The sequence below is a fragment of the Paraburkholderia sp. BR10937 genome (assembly GCF_040965695.1).
Lineage (GTDB): Bacteria > Pseudomonadota > Gammaproteobacteria > Burkholderiales > Burkholderiaceae > Paraburkholderia.
In genome coordinates this window covers 1-21,109 of the sequence record NZ_JBFRCL010000026.1, presented here as the reverse complement: position 1 = coordinate 21,109, position 21,109 = coordinate 1, and the positions used below count along the sequence as shown (strand labels likewise).

General features: G+C 65.9%; 15 protein-coding genes. 6 read left to right on the top strand and 9 right to left on the bottom strand.

From position 1 onward, the window contains the following. Positions 1 to 20 precede the first annotated feature (20 nt). Together AB4Y44_RS21730 and AB4Y44_RS21725 are read left to right on the top strand one after the other, a co-directional pair. A complete protein-coding gene (locus tag AB4Y44_RS21730) occupies positions 21 to 1,772 on the top strand; it encodes a VRR-NUC domain-containing protein (protein WP_368700865.1) in 1,752 nt (583 codons plus the stop codon). Then, entirely contained in the window at positions 1,769 to 4,048 is a 2,280-nt protein-coding gene (locus tag AB4Y44_RS21725) for an ATP-dependent DNA helicase (RefSeq protein WP_368700864.1), read from the top strand. The genes AB4Y44_RS21730 and AB4Y44_RS21725 overlap by 4 nt, the downstream gene beginning before the upstream one ends. Before the next feature lie 73 nt (positions 4,049 to 4,121). Here AB4Y44_RS21725 and AB4Y44_RS21720 read toward each other — a convergent pair whose 3' ends face one another. Further along, a complete protein-coding gene (locus AB4Y44_RS21720; RefSeq protein WP_368700863.1) occupies positions 4,122 to 6,974 on the bottom strand; it encodes an AAA family ATPase in 2,853 nt (950 codons plus the stop codon). Between AB4Y44_RS21720 and AB4Y44_RS21715 the strand changes: the two genes are divergently transcribed. After that, positions 6,973 to 7,167: a hypothetical protein gene (locus AB4Y44_RS21715; protein WP_368700862.1), complete on the top strand. Its 195-nt coding sequence runs from the start codon at positions 6,973 to 6,975 to the stop codon at positions 7,165 to 7,167. The two genes, AB4Y44_RS21720 and AB4Y44_RS21715, sit on opposite strands and share 2 nt — an antisense overlap. Positions 7,168 to 7,462: 295 nt before the next feature. On the opposite strand, the gene AB4Y44_RS21710 is transcribed toward AB4Y44_RS21715, so the two are convergent. The 5 genes from AB4Y44_RS21710 to xylA form a co-directional block, all read right to left on the bottom strand. Further along, a complete protein-coding gene (locus tag AB4Y44_RS21710; RefSeq protein WP_368700861.1) occupies positions 7,463 to 8,662 on the bottom strand; it encodes a sugar ABC transporter permease in 1,200 nt (399 codons plus the stop codon). Continuing rightward, positions 8,659 to 10,212: a D-xylose ABC transporter ATP-binding protein gene (gene xylG, locus AB4Y44_RS21705; protein ID WP_368700860.1), complete on the bottom strand. Its 1,554-nt coding sequence runs from the start codon at positions 10,210 to 10,212 to the stop codon at positions 8,659 to 8,661. The genes AB4Y44_RS21710 and xylG overlap by 4 nt, the downstream gene beginning before the upstream one ends. Before the next feature lie 81 nt (positions 10,213 to 10,293). Beyond that, positions 10,294 to 11,322 (bottom strand): D-xylose ABC transporter substrate-binding protein, encoded by a 1,029-nt coding sequence (xylF, locus tag AB4Y44_RS21700; protein WP_133181567.1) that lies wholly within the window; start codon positions 11,320 to 11,322, stop codon positions 10,294 to 10,296. 195 nt (positions 11,323 to 11,517) lie between these two features. Beyond that, positions 11,518 to 13,008, bottom strand: a complete 1,491-nt coding sequence (gene xylB / locus AB4Y44_RS21695; protein ID WP_368700859.1) for a xylulokinase — start codon at positions 13,006 to 13,008, stop codon at positions 11,518 to 11,520. 105 nt (positions 13,009 to 13,113) lie between these two features. Next, a complete protein-coding gene (xylA, locus tag AB4Y44_RS21690) occupies positions 13,114 to 14,436 on the bottom strand; it encodes a xylose isomerase (protein ID WP_368700858.1) in 1,323 nt (440 codons plus the stop codon). 310 nt (positions 14,437 to 14,746) lie between these two features. On the opposite strand from xylA, the gene AB4Y44_RS21685 reads away from it, so the two are divergent. Both AB4Y44_RS21685 and AB4Y44_RS21680 read left to right on the top strand, forming a co-directional pair. Continuing rightward, positions 14,747 to 15,958 carry a DNA-binding transcriptional regulator gene (locus AB4Y44_RS21685; RefSeq protein ID WP_069268209.1) on the top strand — a complete coding sequence of 404 codons (1,212 nt, stop codon included), beginning with the start codon at positions 14,747 to 14,749 and terminating at the stop codon, positions 15,956 to 15,958. A 58-nt stretch (positions 15,959 to 16,016) separates the two neighbouring features. Continuing rightward, positions 16,017 to 17,117: an aldose epimerase family protein gene (locus AB4Y44_RS21680; protein WP_368700857.1), complete on the top strand. Its 1,101-nt coding sequence runs from the start codon at positions 16,017 to 16,019 to the stop codon at positions 17,115 to 17,117. A 16-nt stretch (positions 17,118 to 17,133) separates the two neighbouring features. Here the strand turns inward: AB4Y44_RS21680 and AB4Y44_RS21675 are convergent, their stop codons facing one another. The 3 genes from AB4Y44_RS21675 to AB4Y44_RS21665 all read right to left on the bottom strand — a co-directional run bounded on the left by AB4Y44_RS21675 (position 17,134) and on the right by AB4Y44_RS21665 (position 19,177). After that, positions 17,134 to 17,994: a 3-hydroxybutyryl-CoA dehydrogenase gene (locus AB4Y44_RS21675; protein WP_368700856.1), complete on the bottom strand. Its 861-nt coding sequence runs from the start codon at positions 17,992 to 17,994 to the stop codon at positions 17,134 to 17,136. Between the two features lie 185 nt (positions 17,995 to 18,179). Further along, positions 18,180 to 18,500, bottom strand: a complete 321-nt coding sequence (locus AB4Y44_RS21670) for a DUF190 domain-containing protein (protein ID WP_342923633.1) — start codon at positions 18,498 to 18,500, stop codon at positions 18,180 to 18,182. A 107-nt stretch (positions 18,501 to 18,607) separates the two neighbouring features. Beyond that, positions 18,608 to 19,177, bottom strand: coding sequence for an acyloxyacyl hydrolase (locus AB4Y44_RS21665; protein ID WP_342923632.1), 570 nt, complete (start codon positions 19,175 to 19,177; stop codon positions 18,608 to 18,610). Between the two features lie 637 nt (positions 19,178 to 19,814). Here AB4Y44_RS21665 and AB4Y44_RS21660 point away from each other — a divergent pair. Further along, positions 19,815 to 21,109, top strand: a 1,295-nt coding sequence (locus AB4Y44_RS21660) for an MFS transporter (RefSeq protein ID WP_368700855.1), incomplete at its 3' end; no start/stop codon positions are given.

The window sequence follows — 21,109 nt, the reverse complement described above, 5'->3', positions numbered from 1 at the left end:
ATATCCGTACAGTGCCGCGCGTGCTTCCCGACTCTCCCGATCCGTTCTACTACCTCGCCAACTTCGAGCGTGCGCTAGCGTGGCTCGACGCGCGCTGCGCCGACCTGTTCGACGACGCCGAGCGCCGCTTCGCCGACGATTTCGCCCAGATGCCGCAGGCGTCGCGCGCGCTCTTCGTGCGCATGCTGATGCGCAAGGGACCCCATTTCCGCGCAAGCCGTCTCGCGTACGACGAGATCGGCTGCCCGCGCGCGGCGGCGGCACCGCTCGTCGCGGCGGGCTGGCTCGACGGCGCACCCGCGCTCGATCTCGACGCGCTCGCCGCGCTGGTCACGAAAGCGGAGTTGCAGGCGCTCGCCCCGCGCCTCGGCATCGCGCTCGAAGCGCGCGCCACGCGCGCGGCAACGCTCGCGGCGCTCCATGCGCACTATGCCGCCGCGCGCGAGCCGCGCGACTGGCATGCGTGGTTCCCGGCCTCGCCCGACACCGTGCTGCGGTTCGCGAGCGCCCCGCTCTGCGAGCGCCTGCGCCTCATGTTCTTCGGCAACCTGCATCAGGACTGGTCGGAATTCGTGCTCGCCGACCTCGGCGTCTTTCGCTACGAAAACGTGCCCTTCGATCGTGCCTCGCGTGCGTTCCAGCGCCGCGAGGACATCGACGCGTATCTGGCGCTGCGCGATTGCCGCGACGGACTCGAGAGCGGCGCCGAGACCGGGGACTTCGACCCTGCCGGCGCCATCACCGCAACACTCGTAGCACTAGACGCGCTGGCCCCGCGAACGCAAGCGAACGCTTGGCTGCGCGCTCGCCACGACAAGCTGCGTCACGCCGCGGGGCTCGCCGCCGAGCGCGCGGGCGAACCCGAACTCGCGTGGCGCGCTTATCTCGACTGCGGTCATCCTGAATCGCGCTACCGCCGCGTACGCGTGCTCGAACAACTGAACCGCCGCGAGGAAGCGCTGGCGCTCGCGCAGACCATTGCCGATGCGCCCGCAAACGAGGAGGAAGCGCAGCGCGCGGCACGCACGCTCGGGCGTCTCGCGCGCACGCGGGCGAAGTCGAAGACGAGCGCCGGGCCGGGGTTCGCGCAGCTCGAACTCGCGCTGCCCGCGGCACCTGGCGCACTGCGCGTCGAGGAAGCCGCCCGCATCGCGCTCGCCACGCCGCAAGCGCCCGTGTTCTATGTCGAGAACACGCTGATCAACGCGCTCTTCGGCCTGCTCTGCTGGCCCGCGCTGTTCGCGCCGCTGCCGGGTGCGTTCTTCCACCCGTTCCAGCGCGGCCCTGCCGACCTGCACGCCGCCGACTTCGTCGCACGCCGTGCTTCGCAGTTCGAAGCCTGTCTCGCCGAACTCGAAACGCACGCCTACCGCGACTCGATTCTGCGGCGCTACGCGGAAAAATCCGGCACCCAGTCACCGTTCGTCGCCTGGCCCGCATTGAGCGACGAACTGCTCGCGCTCGCCCTCGACTGCTTCCCCGCCGCCCATCTGCGCCTGTGGTTCGAGCGGCTGCTGCGCGAACCCGTTGCCAACCGTTCGGGGCTGCCCGATCTCGTGCGCTTCTGGCCGCACGAGCGGCGCTACGAACTGATCGAGGTGAAAGGCCCCGGCGACCGTTTGCAGGACAACCAGCGCCGTTGGCTTGCCTATTGCGTGCAGCACGGCATACCGGTTTCCGTGTTGCAGGTGCGCTGGCCCCACCTGCCCGACGCAGCAAACGAAGCCGATGAAGGCAACGACAGCGTCGCCCAGGCGCCGCGCGAGCCATGAGCTACACCGTCGCCGTGCGCACGCTGTGCGAGTTCACCGCGAAGCGCGGCGACCTCGACTTGCGCTTCACGCCCTCGCCCGACGCCAGCGACGGCCGCGCCGGCCACGCGGCCATCGCCGCGCGCCGCCCGCCCGGCTACGAGACCGAGATCGCGCTTTCCGGCACGTTCGAATCACTCACCGTGCGCGGCCGCGCCGACGGCTACGATCCCGCGCGGCGCAGGCTCGAAGAATTCAAGACCTATCGCGGCGACCTCGATGCGATGCGCGAGAATCAGCGCGCGCTGCACTGGGCGCAGTTGCGTGTCTACGGCGCGCTCCTGTGCGACAAGCTCGGCCTCGACGCGCTCGAACTCGCGCTCGTCTACTATGACATCGGTTCGGGCCGCGAGACGGCGCTCGTCGAGCATGCGAGCGCGCCGGAATTGCGCGCCGCGTTCGAAACGCAATGCCGCCGATTCGTCGCATGGGCCGAGCAGGAAAGCGCCCACCGCGCCGCGCGCGACGCCGCGCTCGCCGCGCTGCGCCTGCCGCATCCGCAGTTTCGGCACGGCCAGCGCGATCTTGCCGAAGCGGTCTGGCGCGCGGCGACACAGGGACGCTGTCTGCTCGCACAGGCGCCCACCGGTATCGGCAAGACCATCGGCACGCTCTTTCCGCAGTTGAAGGCGTGCCCGCGCGCAGCGATCGACAAGGTCGTGTTTCTGAGCGCGAAAAGCTCCGGGCGTCAGTTGGCACTCGATGCGCTCGCCACACTGACAAGTGAGCAAGACGATGCACAACGACCGAAGGTGCCCGTGCGCGTGCTCGAACTCGTTGCGCGCGAGAAGTCTTGCGAGCATCCCGAAGCGGCATGTCATGGCGAATCGTGCCCACTCGCGCGCGGCTTCTACGACCGTCTGCCGGCCGCGCGTGCCGCGGCGCTCGAACGCGCGCGGCTCGATCGCGCGGCACTGCGCGAGGTGGCGAGCGAGCATGCCGTGTGCCCCTACTACCTTGGGCAGGAACTCGCGCGCTGGAGCGACGTGATCGTCGGCGACTACAACTACTGGTTCGACGCGAGCGCCATGCTGTTCATGCTCGCCGCGCACACCCAGTGGCGCGCGAGCGTGCTCGTGGACGAAGCCCACAACCTCCCCGAGCGCGCCCGCGCGATGTATTCGGCGGAACTCGTGCAAACGCGCGTCGACACCGTGCGCCGCGCCGCGAGCGCACCGCTCAAGCGCGCACTCGCGCGCCTGCAGAAACACTGGAACGCACAGAACGCCGTCCAGCCGGGCGCCTGGCGCGCGAGCGACACCTTGCCCGAGGGCCTCGTTGCCGCGCTCGGCGACGTGATCGGGGCGATCGGCGACCAGCTCGCCGAACCCGCGCTCGTGCGTGACCCCGAACTCGAGCGCTTCTATTTCGACGCCCTGCACTTCACGCGCATTGCCGAACGCTTCGATACGCATTCGCTCTTCGACGTCACGCCGCTGGCGCAGCAGAACGCGCGCCGCCCGCGTTCCACGCTCGCGATCCGCAACATCGTGCCGGCCGATGCCTTGCGAACGCGCATCGCCACGGCGCACAGCATCACGCTCTTTTCAGCGACGCTCTCGCCCACGCATTACTACAGCGACATGCTCGGCCTGCCCGCCAACACGGTGAGCATCGACATCGACACGCCGTTTCGCGCCGAGCAGCTCGACGTCCACATCGCCCGCCATATCTCGACGCGTTACAAGGACCGCGAACGTTCGCTCGAAGCGCTGGTTGGGCGCGTGGCCGCGCAATTTGCCGAACGCCCCGGCAACTATCTGTGTTTTTTCAGCAGCTACGACTATCTTCGGCAAGCCGCCGATGCGTTTGCGGCGCGCCACCCGGACGTGGCGATCTGGCTCCAGTCGCGCACCATGGACGAGGCGGGCCAGCAGGCCTTCTTCGCGCGCTTCGTGGAAGGCGGCTGCGGCATCGGTTTCGCCGTGCTGGGCGGCGCGTTCGGCGAAGGTATCGATCTGCCGGGCACGCGCCTCATCGGCACGTTCATCGCGACGCTCGGCATGCCGCAGGTGAATGCCGTGAACGAGGCGATGCGCGCACGCATGGATACGCTCTACGGCGACGGCTTCGACTACACCTACCTGATCCCTGGCCTGCGCAAGGTCGTGCAGGCCGCCGGGCGCGTGATCCGCACCGAGCACGATCGCGGCGTCGTGCACCTGCTGGACGACCGCTTCGCGCAGCCCGGCGTGCGCGCGCTGCTGCCCACGTGGTGGCGCATCGCCGCCAGTTAATCTGGATTCCGTATCAATCAGAAGGGAATAAAGCTGGCGCACGTTCCGGTGCGCCAGCCATCGCTCTACTCGATCAAGCAGGCTTCGCCTTGCCCCCGCCCTTGCCGCTCTTCTTCGGCGGCGGCGGCGGTGGATCGCCTTCCATGTCGTCGGCGGCCATTTCGCTCGCGATCTCATCGACAGGCGGCATCGCCGCTTTTTTCGCCTTCTTCGCCGGCTTGCTCTCCTTCACGTCAGGCGGCACCGCCACCTTGCTGATCGTGACGTCGTCGTCCGTCTTGTCGTAGCCGATCTCGACGGTATCGCCGGACTGCAGCGCGTCGCCGAGTATCTCTTTGGCCAGACGCGTTTCCACTTCCTGGCGAATCTGCCGCTTGAGTTCGCGCGCGCCGAACTCCGGCTGATAGCCGGCCTCCACGAGATGATCGACGAGCGTCTGACCCATCAAGAGCGTGATGCCCTGCGCGGCCGCCGTGCGTGTGACGCGCTCGAGCTGGATCTGCACGATCGCGCGGATGTTGTCGCGCGAAAGCGCATGAAACACGATGATTTCATCGATGCGATTGAGGAACTCGGGCCGGAAATGGCCCTTGAGCACCTTCATGAGTTCGGCGCGGATCGTCTTGTCGTCAAGACGCGACTTTTCGGGGCGCTCGAGGTTGTCCATGATGATTGAGGCGCCGAGGTTGCTCGTGGCGATCAGGATCGTGTTGCTGAAATCGACCACGCGACCTTTGCCGTCGGTTAGCCGCCCGTCGTCGAACACCTGCAGCAGCACGTTGTAGACGTCGGCGTGCGCCTTCTCGATCTCGTCGAGCAGAATCACGCTGTACGGGCGGCGCCGCACGCGCTCGGTAAGCTGGCCGCCCTCGTCGTAGCCCACGTAGCCCGGTGGCGCGCCGATGAGCCGCGCCACCGCATGACGCTCCATGTACTCGCTCATATCGATGCGGATGATGGCCTGCTCGTCGCCGAACACGGTTTCCGCCAGCGCCTTGGCAAGTTCGGTCTTGCCCACGCCGGTCGGCCCGAGGAACAGGAAGGTCGCGATCGGCCGGTTCGACTGACCGAGACCCGCGCGCGACAGGCGCACGGCGTCGCTCACGGCGACCACGGCGTCCTCCTGGCCCACCACGCGCTCGCGCAGCGTCTCTTCCATCTTGAGCAGCTTCTGGCGCTCCTCCTGGGTGAGATCCGCGACCGGAATGCCGGTGAGCCGCGACACGACTTCGGCAATCGACGCCACGGTGACTTCGAGCGTTTCCGAACCCGTCTTGCGCTGCCACGCCTCGGTCAGCTCTTCGAGCTTTTCCTGCTTTTCGTTGATGCGCTCCTCGAAACCCTTGGCCTCGTCAAAGCGCTTGCGCGACGCCGCGTAGTCCTGCTCCCGCTTGAGCTGGGCGATCTCCGCTTCGAGTTCCTGCATCTCGGCGGGACGCGAGGTCGAACCGATGCGCACGCGCGCCGCCGCCTGATCGATGAGATCGATCGCCTTGTCGGGCAAGAAGCGCGACGTGATATAGCGATCCGATAGCTCGGCGGCAGCCACGAAGGCGTCGTCGGCGAAGGTCACCTGATGGTGGGCTTCGAGCTTGTCGCGCAGGCCGCGCAGGATCACGATGGTTTGCTCGACCGTGGGCTCCGGCACGAGCACGGGCTGAAAGCGCCGCTCGAGCGCCGCGTCCTTCTCGATGTACTTTTGATACTCGTTCAGCGTCGTCGCGCCGATGAGACTCAACTCGCCGCGCGCCAGCGCGGGCTTCAGCACGTTGGCAATGTCGAGCCCGCCTTCGCCGCCGCCCTGCCCCGCGCCGACGATCGTGTGCAATTCGTCGATGAAGAGAATCAACTCGTCGTGCTTCGCGCTCACTTCGTCGATCAGCTGCTTCGCGCGTTCCTCGAACTCGCCGCGGTATTTCGCACCCGCGACCATCGAATTGATGTTCACCTCCACGAGCCGCTTGCCGCGCAGCACCTCGGGCACGTCGCCATTGACGATGCGCTGAGCGAGCCCTTCCACGATGGCGGTCTTGCCCACGCCCGGCTCGCCGATCAGCACCGGGTTGTTCTTCTTGCGCCGCGCGAGCACCTCGATCGTGCTCTCGATTTCCTGCGCGCGGCCCAGCACCGGATCGAGCTTGCCTTGCCGCGCCATGGCCGTCAGGTCGCGGCCGAACTTGTCGAGCGTGGGCGTGCCCGTAGGCGCATCGACGCGGCCGTCTTCCGCGCCCTTGCCCACCACCTTCACGACCTTCTGGCGCAGCGCCTCGGGCGTCACGCCGTACTTCTTGAGCAGCGCGCCCGCAATGCTGTCGGGCACCGCGGCGAGACCGATCAGCAGATGCTCGGGGCCGACGTACGAGTGGCCGAGATCGCGCGATGCCTGAAACGCGAATTGAAACGCTTTTTTCAGGCGCGGCGAGATCGTCATCTTGTCGATGGGCGCGTCGGGCGAAGCCGTGCCCTTTTGCGCATGCTGATCGATATAGCCTTTGATGTCCTGTGGCGAGAGCTTCAGCTCCTTCAGGAGTGCTGCGCAAACATCGGTGTCCGCCAGTACGTACAGCAGGTGTTCCGTATCGAGTTCGTTGCGCTGCAGTTCATGGGCTTTTTCCGCGGCGCGCTGCAGGATTTCGAGCGTCTGCTCGCTGAACGCATCGGTCGCATCGACGGATTCGCGCGGCACCTCGGCGGCGAGGTCGTGCCCCTCGTCGTCGTGCTCGTCCTCGCCGCCTTGCCCGCCGAAAAAGCGCGACAGGCCGCTGCCGCCCAGCAGCGAATCGAACGGATTGAGCATGCTTTGGTGACGCATCAGTTGGCGGTAGTCGTAGTCGCAGATCGACATGGACTTGCGCTGCCCGTTCTGCACGACAGTCACGCGCGCGACTGCAGGCCGGGAATTACAGATTTCGCAAAGAGTGGGCATGGTCGGCTTGTCTCCGGAGGATCGGAATCGCGCCGCCGAAGTTGGCAAAACGCTGGCACAACCTCGCGGCATGATTCGGTGCAACGCGAGCGCTCATGCAGCGGTTGCACCAGCAAAGCGACAAATCGGCAAGCACGCGCTGGAACACGGCGACGCGGTGCTGTGGCTGACGATGACCTTGCGGACGACATGAATCGCACCTATCGCGTGCGCATGCCGCCATGCACAGGTGCAAACGATTGTGGCAGGAAACGATCGCCGGCGCGTCGAACCTGCGCCGCTCGGTGCGAGATGCTTGAGCGGCCACAGCAAAGAAAAAGGGCGGGACATGCGTCCCGCCCTGAGAGCGCGCTCGGGGCGCGCGAGGAGAGCAACTGCACGTGGCAGTCATCCGCGAGAGATCCGTCGCGGTGTCACGCGCGATGCAAGAACACGGTCATGATTTTCATGGCGCCTGCAGGTTTGCAATCGTGTCTGCTACGCGTTGCTCAGCGGCGGTTCGAGCCCGACACCACGTCGATCCACACGGCAAGCACGAGAATGCCGCCCTTCACAATCATCTGCCAATACGCGTCCACGTCGAGCATCGACATGCCGTTGTCGAGGCTCGCCATCACGAGTGCGCCGATCAGCGCGCCATACACGGTGCCGGAACCGCCGCGCATCGACGTGCCGCCGATAAAGCAGGCCGCGATCGCGTCAAGCTCGCCCATCGTGCCCGCCGACGGCGAACCCGCCGCGAGACGCGCCGTATTGACGATGCCCGCGAACGCACACATGAGACCCATCAGTGCGAAGATGGCGAGCTTCACGCGGTTCGTGTTGACGCCCGAAAGACGCGTGGCTTCGAGGTTCGAGCCCACCGCATAAATGCGACGTCCGAACACGGTTTGCGTGGCGATCCATGTGAAGATACCGAGCAGCGCGAGCAGCAGCAGCACGGGCACCGGAATGCCGCCATAGCTGTCGAGCATCAGCACGAAGGCAAGCAGGATCGCGCCCGCACCGACGATCTTCACACCGTCTTGCCAGAGCGGCACGACGCTCAGCTGATAGCGCCGGCGATTCGCCCGCTGGCGCACCGTAAGCACGGCGAGCAGCACGAACAGCGCGAACGCCAGCACGTCGCCCGCCACGCGCGGCAGATAGCCCTGGCCGAGAAACACGAAGTGATCGGACACCGGCGCGATGGTCGAGCCGCCCGTGATGCCGAGCAGCACGCCGCGAAACGCGAGCATGCCGCCGAGACCCACGATGAACGACGGCACGCGGCGGTACGTCGACCACCAGCCGTTGAAGAGTCCGACGAGCACGCCAAGCACGAGCACCGCCGGCACGGTCACGCCGATCGGCCAGCCGCGATTCACGTCGAGAATCGCCGCGACACCGCCGAGCAGGCCGAGCAGCGAGCCCACCGAAAGGTCGATCTCGCCCGCGATGATGACGAACACCATGCCGCACGCGAGCATGCCGGTAATCGACATCTGCCGCAGCAGGTTAGACACGTTGCGCGGCGTGACGAACGCGCCGTGCGTGAGCAGCGAAAAGAACAGCCAGATCACGGCTACTGCGAGCAGCAGCGCGAGGATCTTGTAGCGCGCAAAAAGTTGCTGGAAACGCATGGCGAAGCCATTGCCGCCTTGCGGCAGGTCTTCGCGTGCGCCTTGGGTCGTGACGTCGGGGGTCATACTGCACTCGCTGTATCGGGTTGGGCGCGCACGCTCTGGATCGCCGCGCCAAGAATGTCTTCCTGCGTGAGGTCGTCATTGACGAAGTCGCCGCGCAACTCGCCCTCGCCGATTACGAGCACGCGGTCGCTGATGCCCAGCACTTCGGGCAGTTCGGACGACACCATCACGATCGCCACGCCGCGTTTGGCCAGCTGGAAGATCAGCTTGTAGATCTCGTACTTCGCGCCGACGTCCACGCCGCGCGTCGGCTCGTCGAGGATCAGCACCTTCGGATCGGTGAGCAGCATCTTGGTGAGCACCGCCTTCTGCTGGTTGCCGCCCGAGAGGCTCGCAATCGACAGCATCGGGTTTGCCGCGCGCACCGAAAGACGCTGCATCTCCGTGCGGATCGTATCGAGTTCGGCGGCCGTGTCGATGCGTCCGTGCCGCGAAAAACGTTGCAGCACCGAGAGCGTGATGTTGTGACCCACGCCCAGTTGCGGCACGATGCCGTGACGCTTGCGGTCCTCGGGCACCATGGCGATGCCCGCCTTGATCGCGTCGAGCGGCGAACGAATTTTCAGCGGCTTGCCTTCGAGCAGGACCGTTGCCGTGCAGGTGCCCGCATACGCGCCGAAGATCGCCTGCATCGTTTCCGTGCGGCCTGCGCCGACGAGCCCGGCCACGCCCACGATCTCACCGCGCCGCACCGAGAAAGAGACGTCGTCCACGCGCTTGCGGCGCGGGTTCGTCACGTCGTAGCAGGTCACGTTGCGGGCCTCGAACACGACCCCGCCGATGTCATGCGGCTCGCGCGGAAAGAGATTGCGGATCTCGCGCCCCACCATCTGCGCAATGATCCGGTCGGTGGTGAGCGTCGCCATCGGCTCGGTGGCCACGTGACGGCCGTCGCGAATCACGCTCACCGTGTCGCACACGGCTTCGACCTCGTCGAGCTTGTGCGAAATGTAGACGCACGCCACGCCCCGGCGCTTCAGGTCGCGCACGATGTCGAGCAGGATCTTCGTTTCGGCTGCCGTGAGAGAAGACGACGGCTCGTCGAGAATCAGCAGCTTCGCCCGCTTGTTGAGCGCCTTCGCGATCTCGATGAGCTGTTGATGGCCGCCGCCATAGTTCATCACCGGCTGCGCCACGTTGACGGCGTCGATGTTCAGTTCGCGCAGCAATTCGTCGGCGCGCTGGTACATCGCCGCGTAATTCATGCGCCCGCCCGGGAGCGTGATTTCGTTGCCGAGAAAGATGTTCTCGGCCACCGACAGCTCGGGCACGAGCATCAGCTCCTGGTGGATGATGACGATGCCCGCGCGTTCGGTGTCGCGCACGCTCTGCGCTTCGAGCGGCGCGCCTTCCCAACGGATCTCGCCACTCCAGGTGCCGTGCGGGTACACGCCCGAGAGCACTTTCATGAGCGTGGATTTGCCGGCGCCGTTCTCGCCGCACAGGCCCACGCATTCGCCGGGCCGCACCGTGAGGTCGATGCCATCGAGCGCTTTCACGCCCGCAAAGGACTTGACGATGCCGCGCATCGTCAGCAAGGGTTCGGTCATACGCTGGTTACTCGCTGCGATGGCCCGCGCGCGACACGATGGAAACACTCGTGGCGCGCGCGGGCCGTCAGGCCAAAAGCGTTACTGGCTTGCCAGTTGCGCCTGCGTGTAGAAGCCGTCCTTCACGACGACGTCCACGTTGCTCTTCGTGAGCAGCGTCGGCTGCAGCAGCACCGTATCGACCTTCTTCTTGCCGTTGTCGTACTGCGCGTTGTACGCCGGCTTCTGGCCCTTCGCGAGATCGACGGCGAGCTTCGCGGCTTCGCTCGCGATGAGCTTGAGCGGCTTGTAGACCGTCATGGTCTGCGTGCCCGCCACCACGCGCTTGACTGCCGCGAGGTCCGCGTCCTGGCCCGACACCGGCACCTTGCCCGCGAGGTGCTGCGCGGCGAGCGCCTGGATCGCGCCTCCCGCCGTACCGTCGTTCGAGGCGACGACTGCGTCGATCTTGTTGTTGTTCGCGGTGAGCGCGTCTTCCATGATGCGCAGCGCCGTCGAAGCGCTCCACTCCGGCACCCACTGCTGGCCGACCACCTTGATGTCGCCGCGGTCGATGGCAGGCTTGAGGACCTTCAGCTGTCCTTCACGCAGCATCTTCGCGTTGTTGTCGGTCGGCGCGCCGCCCAGCAGGAAGTAGTTGCCCTTGGGCTGCGCGTCGTAGACGCCTTTCGCCTGGAGCTCGCCCACCTTCTCGTTGTCGAACGAGATGTACGCATCGATATCGGCGTCGAGAATCAGACGGTCATACGAAACGACCTTGATGCCGGCCTTCTTCGCTTCGGCCACGACATTGGTGAGCGCCTTCGAGTTGAACGGCACGATCACGATCACATCCACGCCGCGCGAGATGAGGTTTTCGATCTGCGAGACCTGACGCTCTTCGCTCGCGTCGGCCGACTGCACCGACACCTTTGCGCCCATCTTCTCCGCGGCCGCGACGAAGTAGTCGCGGTCGCGCGACCAGCGCTCGACACGCAGGTCGTCGATACAGAAGCCGATCTCGGGATGATCCTTGCTCGCGTGCGCGAGCGGTGCGGCAAGCGACAGGCTCGCGAGCACGGCCCCGCATACGAGCGAACTCAGAACCGAACGACGTTTGGCGAAATTCATGTCTCCATACTCCTCTTGATGCCGGTGCGCAGGCGCGCGCGAACGCGTCGCCGCCGCGGCGATGGTTTTCAGGGTGTTGCCGATATCATTGCGGAACACACGCGAAACGGCACAGCGTGCGGTATAACCGTAGGACGACTAATCAGCTGCACGACTACACCGGCCGTGCAGTTTTTTCTTCGCCGGCGCCGTTAGTCAGGCGCCGGTGGCGAAAACCGGTTCGAGCGCGCGATACAGCGCGCTAAAGGTTGGACGGCGCGCCTCGCGATACCAGGCGTGGCGTGCGGCGTCAGGTTCGCGCACCGCCAGCACGGGCGGCTGCGGGCACACTTCGTCGAGCGTCGCGCTGGGTTCGAGCGCGAGATGCGCGAGGCGCGCGGCGCCCAGCGCCGGCCCCACCTCGCCGCCTGCGCGCAACGTGAGCGCGCGACCGCTGATGTCGGCGAGCATCTGCGTCCACCACGCGCTGCGCGAGCCGCCGCCAATTACCGTGATCGTGTCCGGCACGAGCCCCGCCGCATGCAACGCATCCATGCCGTCGAGCAGCGCGAAACCTACGCCTTCGAGGGTTGCGTTGGCGAGATCAGCTCGCGATGTCTGCGGGGTCATGCCGTAGAACACGCCCTTCGCGTTGACGTTGTTGTGCGGCGTGCGCTCGCCGCTCAGATACGGCAGGAACCACGGCCGGCGCGCGTCGCGCTCGGCGTTCGAGTTTGCCTCGGCGTCGGCGAGCAGCGCGGCAACGCTTTCGTAACCCGTCAGCTGCGCCGTGAAGTCGAGGCAGCTGGCCGCGTTGAGCATCACGGACATCAGGTGCCACGTGTGCGGCAATGCATGGCAGAAGCTGTGCACCGCGGAATCGGGATTGGCGAGAAAGCCGTCCGAGACGGCGAAATACACGCCCGACGTGCCGAGCGACAGCATCGCGTCGCCGGGCCGCACGATGCCCACGCCTACGGCGCCCGCCGCGTTGTCGCCGCCGCCCGCCACGACCGGAATTTCGCGCAGGCCGAATTGGCGCGCGAGTTCGGGCCGCAGCGTGCCGGTCACCTGGTTGCCTTCGAACACCTCCGGCATTTGGGCGCGCGTGAGGCCGCACGCTGCAAGCAAGGTATCGCTATAGTCGCGCTTCGCAATGTCAAGCCACAGCGTGCCGGCGGCATCGGACGGGTCGGTGGCGAACACGCCCGTGAGCAGCCAGCGCAAATAGTCCTTCGGTAACAGCACGTGCGCGATGCGCGCGAAAATCTCAGGCTCGTGCTTGCGCACCCACAACAGCTTCGGCGCCGTGAAGCCCGGCATCGCGAGATTGCCCGCGATGGCGTGCAACTGCGGTACGGCGCGTTCCAGCTCGAGACATTCGGTATCCGAACGACCGTCGTTCCACAGAATGGCGGGACGAAGCACCTCGCCCTGCGCGTCGAGCAGCGTCGCGCCGTGCATCTGGCCGGTCAGGCCGAGCGCTTCGATGCGCGCCGGGTCGATGCCGCGCCCGCGCGCCTCGTCGATGAGCGCGCGCAACGCGCTCTGCGTGGCGAGCCACCAGTCTTGCGGCGCCTGTTCGGACCAGCGCGGCTGCGGCCGGCTCACGGTGAGCGGCGCGCTCGCGCTGCCGAGCACATCGCCCGCGCGGTCGAGCAGCACGGCCTTTACGCCCGACGTGCCGAGGTCGATACCGATGAACATGTCTCCGTCCTGATTTTTTGCGTCAGTTTGCCTTCAACGGCAAACGGCGCAATTGCGAATTTGACGGCGCGCGCTAATGTTTTTTTCGCGCGCGCCGTGGCACCGCTAGCGCTGGCCGTAGATGGCCTGGTTCACGACATTCTCGAGCCGCTCCTGCTGGCCGCTCGCGTGCTGCGGGTTCATGCCGTGCGAGAGTGCGTCGGCGGCAAGCGACGAGAGCGAATAGCCACCCGCGAGAATCTTGCGGCCAAACTCGCTGTCCCAGCCCGCGTAACGCTGACTGCGGAACTGCTCGAGCCGGTCGTTTTCCACGAGCGCCGCACCGCGCTCGAGCGCCAGCGCGAGCACGTCGATCGCGCCCACGTGGCCATAGAACATGTCTTCCGGATCGCTGCTCGCGCGGCGCACCTTCGCGTCGAAGTTCATGCCGCCCGTGCTGAAGCCGCCGTGGCGCAGGATCTCGTAGAACGCGAGCGTCAGTTCTTCGACGCTGTTCGGGAACTGGTCCGTATCCCAGCCGTTTTGCGGGTCGCCGCGATTCGCATCGACGCTGCCGAACACGCCCAGCGCGAACGCCGTGGCGATTTCGTGATGGAACGAGTGGCCCGCGAGCGTCGCGTGGTTGGCCTCGATATTCACGCGGATTTCGTTTTGCAGACCGTATTGCGTGAGGAAGCCGTGCACCGTCGCAACGTCGTAGTCGTACTGGTGCTTGGTCGGCTCCTGCGGTTTCGGCTCGATCAGTAGCGTGCCCGTGAAGCCGGTGCGGTGCTTGTGTTCGACCACCATCGAAAGGAAGCGTGCGAACTGCTCGCGCTCGCGCTTGAGGTCGGTATTGAGCAGCGTGTCATAGCCTTCGCGGCCGCCCCACAGCACGTAGTTCTCGCCGCCCAGCTTGCGCGTCGCGTCGAGCGCATGACAAACCTGCGTGGCCGCGTAGGCGAAGACTTCGGGGTTGGGGTTGGTGGCGGCGCCGCCGGCGTAGCGCGGATTCGAAAACAGGTTGGCGGTGCCCCAGAGCAGCTTCACACCGCTCGCCTGCTGGCGCTCGCCGAGGTAGTCGACCATGCGCTTGAAGTTTTCGGTGTAGTCCTTCAGGTCCTTGCCTTCCGGAGCGACATCGGTGTCGTGGAACGTGTAATAAGGCGTGCCTAGCTTCGTGAAAAACTCGAACGCCGCGTCGGCCTTCTGGTGCGCGCGCTCCATGGCGTCGCCGGGCTGCTGCCACGGGCGGTGAAACGCGCCCTGCCCGAAGATATCGTTGCCGGGCCAGACGAACGAATGCCAGTAACACACGGCGATGCGCAGATGCTCTTCGAGCGTCTTGCCGAGCACCTTTTTGGTACGGTCGTAGTGATGGTACGCAAGCGGGTTGTCCGACTGCGGGCCTTCATATCGAATGGCGGGAATATGTTCGAAATACGACATGATGTCTCCAATGTTGTTGCAGCGCAGCGGCGCAGCGTGCATCCCTCTGTGTGACGCCATACTGCCCGCGACGCGCAAAGCGCGGCAATTGCGAAATTGCGTGAGACCCTTAACGTTTCCTGCCGACGGGTGCGTCCGGCGTGCCCGCGAACCCGAATGTGGGCCTAAAATAACCGGACGCTTAAAACGACGCGCCGCAGGCGCCAGAGACATCGTAGCGCGGTGCACCTTGATGCGCACCGCGCCCGAACTGGAGACATGGCGGTTTTCCGCCGGCGCTGCGCGCCGGGCGACCAGCCGCCGACACGACATGACCCGTGCCCCCGCTTCCCAGACGCCCCACCGCATCGCGCTGCTGTTCAACGCGAATAAGGTGTACGACCGCGAGATCATTGCGGGGATTGGCCACTATCTGCGCTCCACGCGCGTCGCGTGGGACCTCTTTCTCGAAGAGGACTTCCGCTGCCGCCTCGCGGGCATCGAGCGCTTCGACGGGGACGGCATCATCGCCGACTTCGACGACCCCGACGTGGCCGACGCCCTGCGCGGCTGCCCGCTGCCGGTGGTCGCCGTGGGCTCGTCATTCGAAGACGCGGCCCAGTACCCGGCCGACGTGCCCTATATCGCGACCGACAACCGCAAACTGGTCTCGCTCGCGTGGACACATCTGATCGGTGCAGGCCTGCCGAATCTCGCGATGTACAGCCTGCCCGTCGCGCAGGAAAACCGCTGGGCACAGGAGCGCGAACTGGCGTTCCAGGCGCTCGCCCGCGAAGAAGGGGTACAGGCGCCGATCTACCGGGGCCAGGCCACCAGCGCCAGCGCCTGGAACCAGGCCATCGAGCAGTTGAGCGTCTGGCTGCACAGCCTGCCCAAGCCCGTGGGCGTGATCGCCGTGACCGACGCACGGGCGCGGCATTTGCTGCAGGCGTGTCTGATTCACGGCATTGCCGTGCCCGAGCAGGTGGCGATCATCGGCATCGACAACGATCCGCTCACCCGCACGCTCACGCGCATTCCGCTCTCGTCGGTCATCCAGGGCACGGAGGAAATGGGCAAGACCGCCGCCCACCTGCTGCACCAGATGCTGCGCGGCGCACGTTTTCCGGGTCAACGCATTCTGGTTCCGCCCGTCGGCATCAACGTGCTCGAATCGACCCGCCACGAACCGCTGTCGAGCCCGCATGTCATGCGGGCGCGCCACTTCATCCGCCAGTACGCCTGCCAGGGCATCAAGACCGAGCAGGTGGCCGACTACGTGGGCGTATCGCGCTCGTCACTGGAAGACTACTTCCGGCGTGAACTGCAATGCACGGTCCACCAGGAAATCCTGCGCCACAAGCTCGACGCCGCCAAGGCGATGCTCGCGAGCCGCGACGCCTCGAGTGCGGAGGTGGCGATCCGCTGCGGATTCACGTCGCTGCAGTACATGTATGCCGTATTCCGGCGAGAACTGGGATGCACGCCGCGCGAATATCAGGACAGTGTCGCGAACGCTTCGGGCCCTCGCCTGTCCACTTGATGAAGCGGCTTCGGCCATCCCGGACAATCACGCTTTCTTCATACGTTCTCTTCACCTCATGAACACTCTTGCTGCCCATCTGACTTCCGAACCGTGGGGCGCCCTGCCCGGCGGCGACGCCGTGCGGCTCTATACGCTGCGCAACGCGCAGGGCATGAAGGTGACAGTCAGCGACCTCGGCGCGACGCTCGTTTCATGGCTCGCGCCCGATCGCGCCGGCCGCCTCGCGGACGTCATGCTCGGCCACGACACGCCCGCGGACTATCTCGCCGCCACCACGTACATGGGCGGCCTGGTCGGGCGCTGGGCCAACCGCATCGCCGGTGCGCATTTCACGCTGGACGGCATCGACTATCCGCTCGATCGCAACGAGAACGGCAATCTGCTGCACGGCGGCGCGAACGGCTTTCATCGGCAGATGTGGCAGGTGGAAGAGGATCGGGGCTCGCTGGTGCTGCGGCTCGAATCGCCCGAAGGCGACGGCGGCTTTCCGGGCAACGTGAGCGTGCAGGTGCGCTACACGCTCGACGACGACGGCACGCTGACGCTCGATTACGAGGGCGTGACCGACGCGCCTACGCCGCTGAATCTCACGAGCCACGGCTACTTCAATCTCTCCGGCGAGGCGAGCCCGGACATTCGCGGCCACGTGCTGACGATCGACGCGGACGCTTTCCTCGAAGTCGATCCGCAGTTGATTCCCGTGCGCATCGCGGACGTCTCGGGCAGCGCCTTCGACTTCCGCCATGGCGCGCCGCTCGGTGCGCGGCTCGACTGGCCGCACGCGCAACTCGAGCGCGCACGCGGTTTCGACCACTGCTACGTGCTGCGCGCGCCCGAGAGCACGGCGGGCACGCTGCACGCCGCGCCGGGTCGCTGGCCCGTGCGGCCGGTGGCGCGCGTCTACGAGCCGGGCAGCGGGCGCGAGCTTGCCGTCGCGACCGACCAGCGCGGCCTGCAGCTCTATACGGGGAATTATCTGGAGGGGCAGCCGGGACGCCGCGGCGCGACCTGCGCGCGCTATGCGGGGCTGTGCCTCGAAGCGGGCGGCTTCCCGAACCAGATCAACATGGAAGCGCCCGCCTGCGACGAAGTGGTGCTGCAGCCCGGCAAGACCTATCGGCAGGTCACGCAATACCGCGTGAGCGTGCTCGCCTGATGCCGGGCGCCAGGCCTTACGACACCTTGTCGTACTGATACACGCCGCGGCCGGTCTTGCGGCCGAGTTGGCCCGCCGCGACCATCTCGCGCAGCAGCGGGCACGCACGATACTTCGAGTCGCCGAAGTCCTTCAGGAACACATCCATCACCGACAGACACACGTCGAGGCCGATCAGGTCCGCCAGCGCGAGCGGGCCGATCGGATGATTGGCGCCGAGCTTCATGCCGGCGTCGATTTCCTCGGCGCTCGCAATGCCTTCCGCGAACACGAAAAACGCTTCGTTGATCATCGGCACCAGAATGCGGTTCACCACGAAGCCGGGCGCGTTCTTCACGGCGATCGGCGTCTTCTCGAGGCGCAGCGCCATTTCGCGCACCGACTCGGCCACCTCCGGGCGCGTCTGCAGGCCGCGGATCACTTCGACGAGCGGCATCATCGGCACGGGGTTGAAGAAGTGCATGCCGATGAAGCGCGACGGGTCGGCGAGCGTGGTCGCGAGCGCCGTGATCGAGATCGACGAGGTGTTCGACGCGACGATCGCGTCGGGGCGGGCCGCGGCTTCGATCTGCTTGAGAATGCGCGTCTTGAGCTCGGCGTTCTCGGTCGCCGCTTCGATCACGAGATCGACGCTCGCGAGGCGCTGATAGTCGGTGCTCGTTTCGATGCGTGCGAGCGCGGCGTCGCGCGCGCCGGCTTCGAGCTTGCCCTTCGAGACGAGCCGCTCGAGGCTATGGGCGAGCGTGGCGACACCCTTGGCGAGCGCCGCATCGGTGACGTCGATCAGCACCGCCTTGAGCCCCGCCACCGCCACCGCCTGGGCAATGCCGTTGCCCATCGTGCCTGCACCCACGATTCCTACCGATTCGATTGCCATGCCTCGTCCTCACTCCTTGTCTGCGACCCCGGCGTGTCGCTATGGAAAATGCCGGTCGTGCGGCGCAACCCGTGGTGCACCGCACCAATACCCACAGTGTAACGGGTTGCGGGAATCGACCGGCACTCGCGTGACGGGAGGGCCTGCGGTGAAGTGCCAGCGCGGCGGCCTGAAGGGCCTGGCGCTCAGGCGCCGCCAAGCCGGCCGTACTCGATTGGCGTGCGCGTATAGAAGAGCTCGACGCCGCCCGCTTCGAGTGTGACGAGGAGCGCATCGATGGAGGGTTCGTCAGCGACGATCAGCACCACAGCGGGCTCGTCGGCCAGATCGAAGAAGTGGGCGGCGTGCATCTTCCCGTGGGCGTCGAGGCCTTCGTAGCCTTCCAGCACGGTGATGCCGAAGACGCCCTGGGCCCGCGCGGCGTCGATGATCCACGCGACTGCCGACTTGTGGCCCTTCTTGTGCTTGCGGCTCGTGTAGAGCGTGAGTTGACTGCCTGCGGGCATGGGCACCTCCATGCAGCCGGAAATAGCGTCATCAGGCGCCGCGCGACAGGCGGCATGAAAAAAGTCTAGCACGCGCGCTGATACGCGCCGGCACGCCCGCTGCCGCCCTAGAAGTTGTACTGGAAGTAGATCTGACTGAAGTTCGTACCCGGATTCGGCTCCTTGATATCGGCGTTCGACAAGTGCTGGAAACGGAACCCGGCCTGATAGTTGCCGTGCTCGCCGAACTGCGCGCCGACGCCGATCATGTCGACGAACTGGAACGACGTCGACGTCGCGCGATCGGGCGTCTGCCGGACGTGCGAGAGAAAGTGAAAGCCCACGCCCGCCTCGATGAACGGCTTGAACCAGCCGCTGTCCTTGATGAAGCGAAAAACGGGCGTCACGCCGTATTCCCAGATATGCGAGTAAACGGCATCCGGCGCGTTCAGCTTCCAGTAGGCGACATGCGCCTCGCCAACCAGCGTGAAGTGATAGCCGCCGAGATGCCACCACTGCAGGCCCGGATCCCACACGAGGCCGAGATCGAGCTTTTTCACGTCGTGGTCCGCTACGCCCGCGCCGAGTTGCACGCCGAACGTGTTGTCCGCCTGCGCGCCAGCCGCGCCGAAGGCGCAAAGCGCGGCGAGCGCCCCACGCACTGCATGAGCGCGCCAGACGAATCTTCTTTCTCTCATATCTTTCCCCGATTCGCTCGATTCAGCACGACGCCATGCATCGGGCCCTACCACGCTTTGCGCGGATTCGGCACCAGCGCAAATGCCATACAAAATGCACTACGCGCTTGTCATCTGGAAAGAACAAATACCATCAGGCTCCAATGTTCACTAATGACTGGCGCACATATGAGAGCGAAGTTTAGCGTCGAAAAATCGGGCACGCTCGCTGGCGTGCCAACGGACCGTGCCCGTGCTGGGCCTGCGGCTTGATAAAGACTGACTGACAGCTTTCAGTTTCGATTATCGAGTCTGACAAATGGTGCTGAACGATTATTTACGGAAGGATTTACGAAATATGGATTCACCGTGTTAACGAATCCGTCTCAATTACCGCCCGTCGATTTACCGGGTATTCACATTTCTGATTAACGATTTTCCGGTTGGCTGCCCATCCCGATAATCCTCAGCGCAAAGCCCGCATGACATCTGCACCCGGGTATTCCCGAGCATCGCGGAATACGCGGCGCAGCTGTACCCAAATTGAGGACAGACAGCGCGCGGGCCCCTCGCATAATCCGCGTGAATTGTGATCCGCGGCAAACAACAACCTCACAACCCTTGCCTCGCTCACGTCCCGGTGCTTAGGAGGAGACACATGAGCCCAATCCCGCAAGGGCATGCTTCGCGCGTGCCGCAAACGTCCGCGCAGGCGCAGTCGAACTGCGCAGCCGCCACCGAACAAGTCACGCGCAAGGTGTCGCGCCACTTGCTCGGCTTCCTGTTCCTGCTGTTCGTCGTCTCGTTCCTCGACCGCATCAACATCGGCTTCGCGGGCCTGACGATGATGAAGGACCTCGGCCTGTCGAGCACGCAGTTCGGCTTCGCCACCACCCTCTTCTATGTCGCCTATATCGCGTGCGGCATTCCGGGCAATCTCATGCTCGCGCGCGTCGGTGCGCGCCGCTGGATCAGCTTCATCATGATTGCGTGGGGCCTCGCCTCCACCGCGACGATGTTCGCGACCAACGCCACCACGCTCTACTGGCTGCGCATGTTGGTTGGCGTGACCGAGGCGGGCTTCCTGCCCGGCATGCTGCTCTATCTCACCTGCTGGTTCCCGAGCGCGTGGCGCGCCCGGGCCAACGCCCTCTTCATGATCGCGATGCCCGTGACGGCCGCGCTCGGCTCTGCGGTCTCGGGCTTCATCCTCAAGCTCGACGGCCATGCGGGACTCGCCGGCTGGCAATGGCTCTTCGTGCTCGAAGGGATGCCGGCCGCGCTGCTCGGCTGCGTGGCGTTCTTCTATCTTGACGACACGCCGCGCGCCGCGCGCTGGCTCAGCGCGCAAGAGAAACGCACGCTCGAAGCCGCGCTCGCCGAGCCGGCCGATGCCCTCGCTGCGCCCACGACGCACGTAGCGCGCGAGCGCAGCCTCTGGCAGCAACTGCGCTCACCGGTAGTCTTGCGCTTCGCGGCGGCGTACTTCTGCCTCGTCAATACGCTCGCGATGGTCGCCGTGTGGGCACCGCTGATCGTGAAGGGCTTCAGCGCCGGGGCCAGCAACGTTACCGTGGGCCTCGTCGCGACGATTCCGCAGATCGTCACCATCGTCGCGATGATCGTGTGGGGGCGCCGCTCGGACCGGCGTCAGGAACGCAAATGGCACCTCGCCATGCCGATGCTGCTCTCCGGGCTCGGCTGCGTGCTGACGGCGCAAGGCGGCGCGCCGCTCGTGCAGCTGCTCGGCGTGTGCCTCGCATCGGCGGGGTCGTACACGGCGATGTCGATCTTCTGGACCACGCCCGATCAGGCATTCACGCCGCAGGCGCGCGCGGTGGGCATCGCCGTGATCAATGCGATCGGCAATATCAGTTCGGCGGCGAATCCGCTCGTGGTCGGCTGGCTCAAGGACGCGACGCACAGCTATGCCGCGGGGCTCATCTATTCCGC

Excerpts from the sequence above, each read along its gene's own strand:
- AB4Y44_RS21665 (WP_342923632.1), bottom strand. The coding sequence starts at position 19,177 with ATGAGAGAAAGAAGATTCGTCTGGCGCGCTCATGCAGTGCGTGGGGCG.
- xylG (WP_368700860.1), bottom strand. The coding sequence starts at position 10,212 with ATGACCGAACCCTTGCTGACGATGCGCGGCATCGTCAAGTCCTTTGCG.
- AB4Y44_RS21685 (WP_069268209.1), top strand. The coding sequence starts at position 14,747 with ATGACCCGTGCCCCCGCTTCCCAGACGCCCCACCGCATCGCGCTGCTG.
- xylF (WP_133181567.1), bottom strand. The coding sequence starts at position 11,322 with ATGAATTTCGCCAAACGTCGTTCGGTTCTGAGTTCGCTCGTATGCGGG.
- AB4Y44_RS21710 (WP_368700861.1), bottom strand. The coding sequence starts at position 8,662 with ATGACCCCCGACGTCACGACCCAAGGCGCACGCGAAGACCTGCCGCAA.
- AB4Y44_RS21725 (WP_368700864.1), top strand. The coding sequence starts at position 1,769 with ATGAGCTACACCGTCGCCGTGCGCACGCTGTGCGAGTTCACCGCGAAG.
- AB4Y44_RS21720 (WP_368700863.1), bottom strand. The coding sequence starts at position 6,974 with ATGCCCACTCTTTGCGAAATCTGTAATTCCCGGCCTGCAGTCGCGCGC.
- xylB (WP_368700859.1), bottom strand. The coding sequence starts at position 13,008 with ATGTTCATCGGTATCGACCTCGGCACGTCGGGCGTAAAGGCCGTGCTG.
- AB4Y44_RS21670 (WP_342923633.1), bottom strand. The coding sequence starts at position 18,500 with ATGCCCGCAGGCAGTCAACTCACGCTCTACACGAGCCGCAAGCACAAG.
- AB4Y44_RS21715 (WP_368700862.1), top strand. The coding sequence starts at position 6,973 with ATGGTCGGCTTGTCTCCGGAGGATCGGAATCGCGCCGCCGAAGTTGGC.
- xylA (WP_368700858.1), bottom strand. The coding sequence starts at position 14,436 with ATGTCGTATTTCGAACATATTCCCGCCATTCGATATGAAGGCCCGCAG.
- AB4Y44_RS21680 (WP_368700857.1), top strand. The coding sequence starts at position 16,017 with ATGAACACTCTTGCTGCCCATCTGACTTCCGAACCGTGGGGCGCCCTG.
- AB4Y44_RS21675 (WP_368700856.1), bottom strand. The coding sequence starts at position 17,994 with ATGGCAATCGAATCGGTAGGAATCGTGGGTGCAGGCACGATGGGCAAC.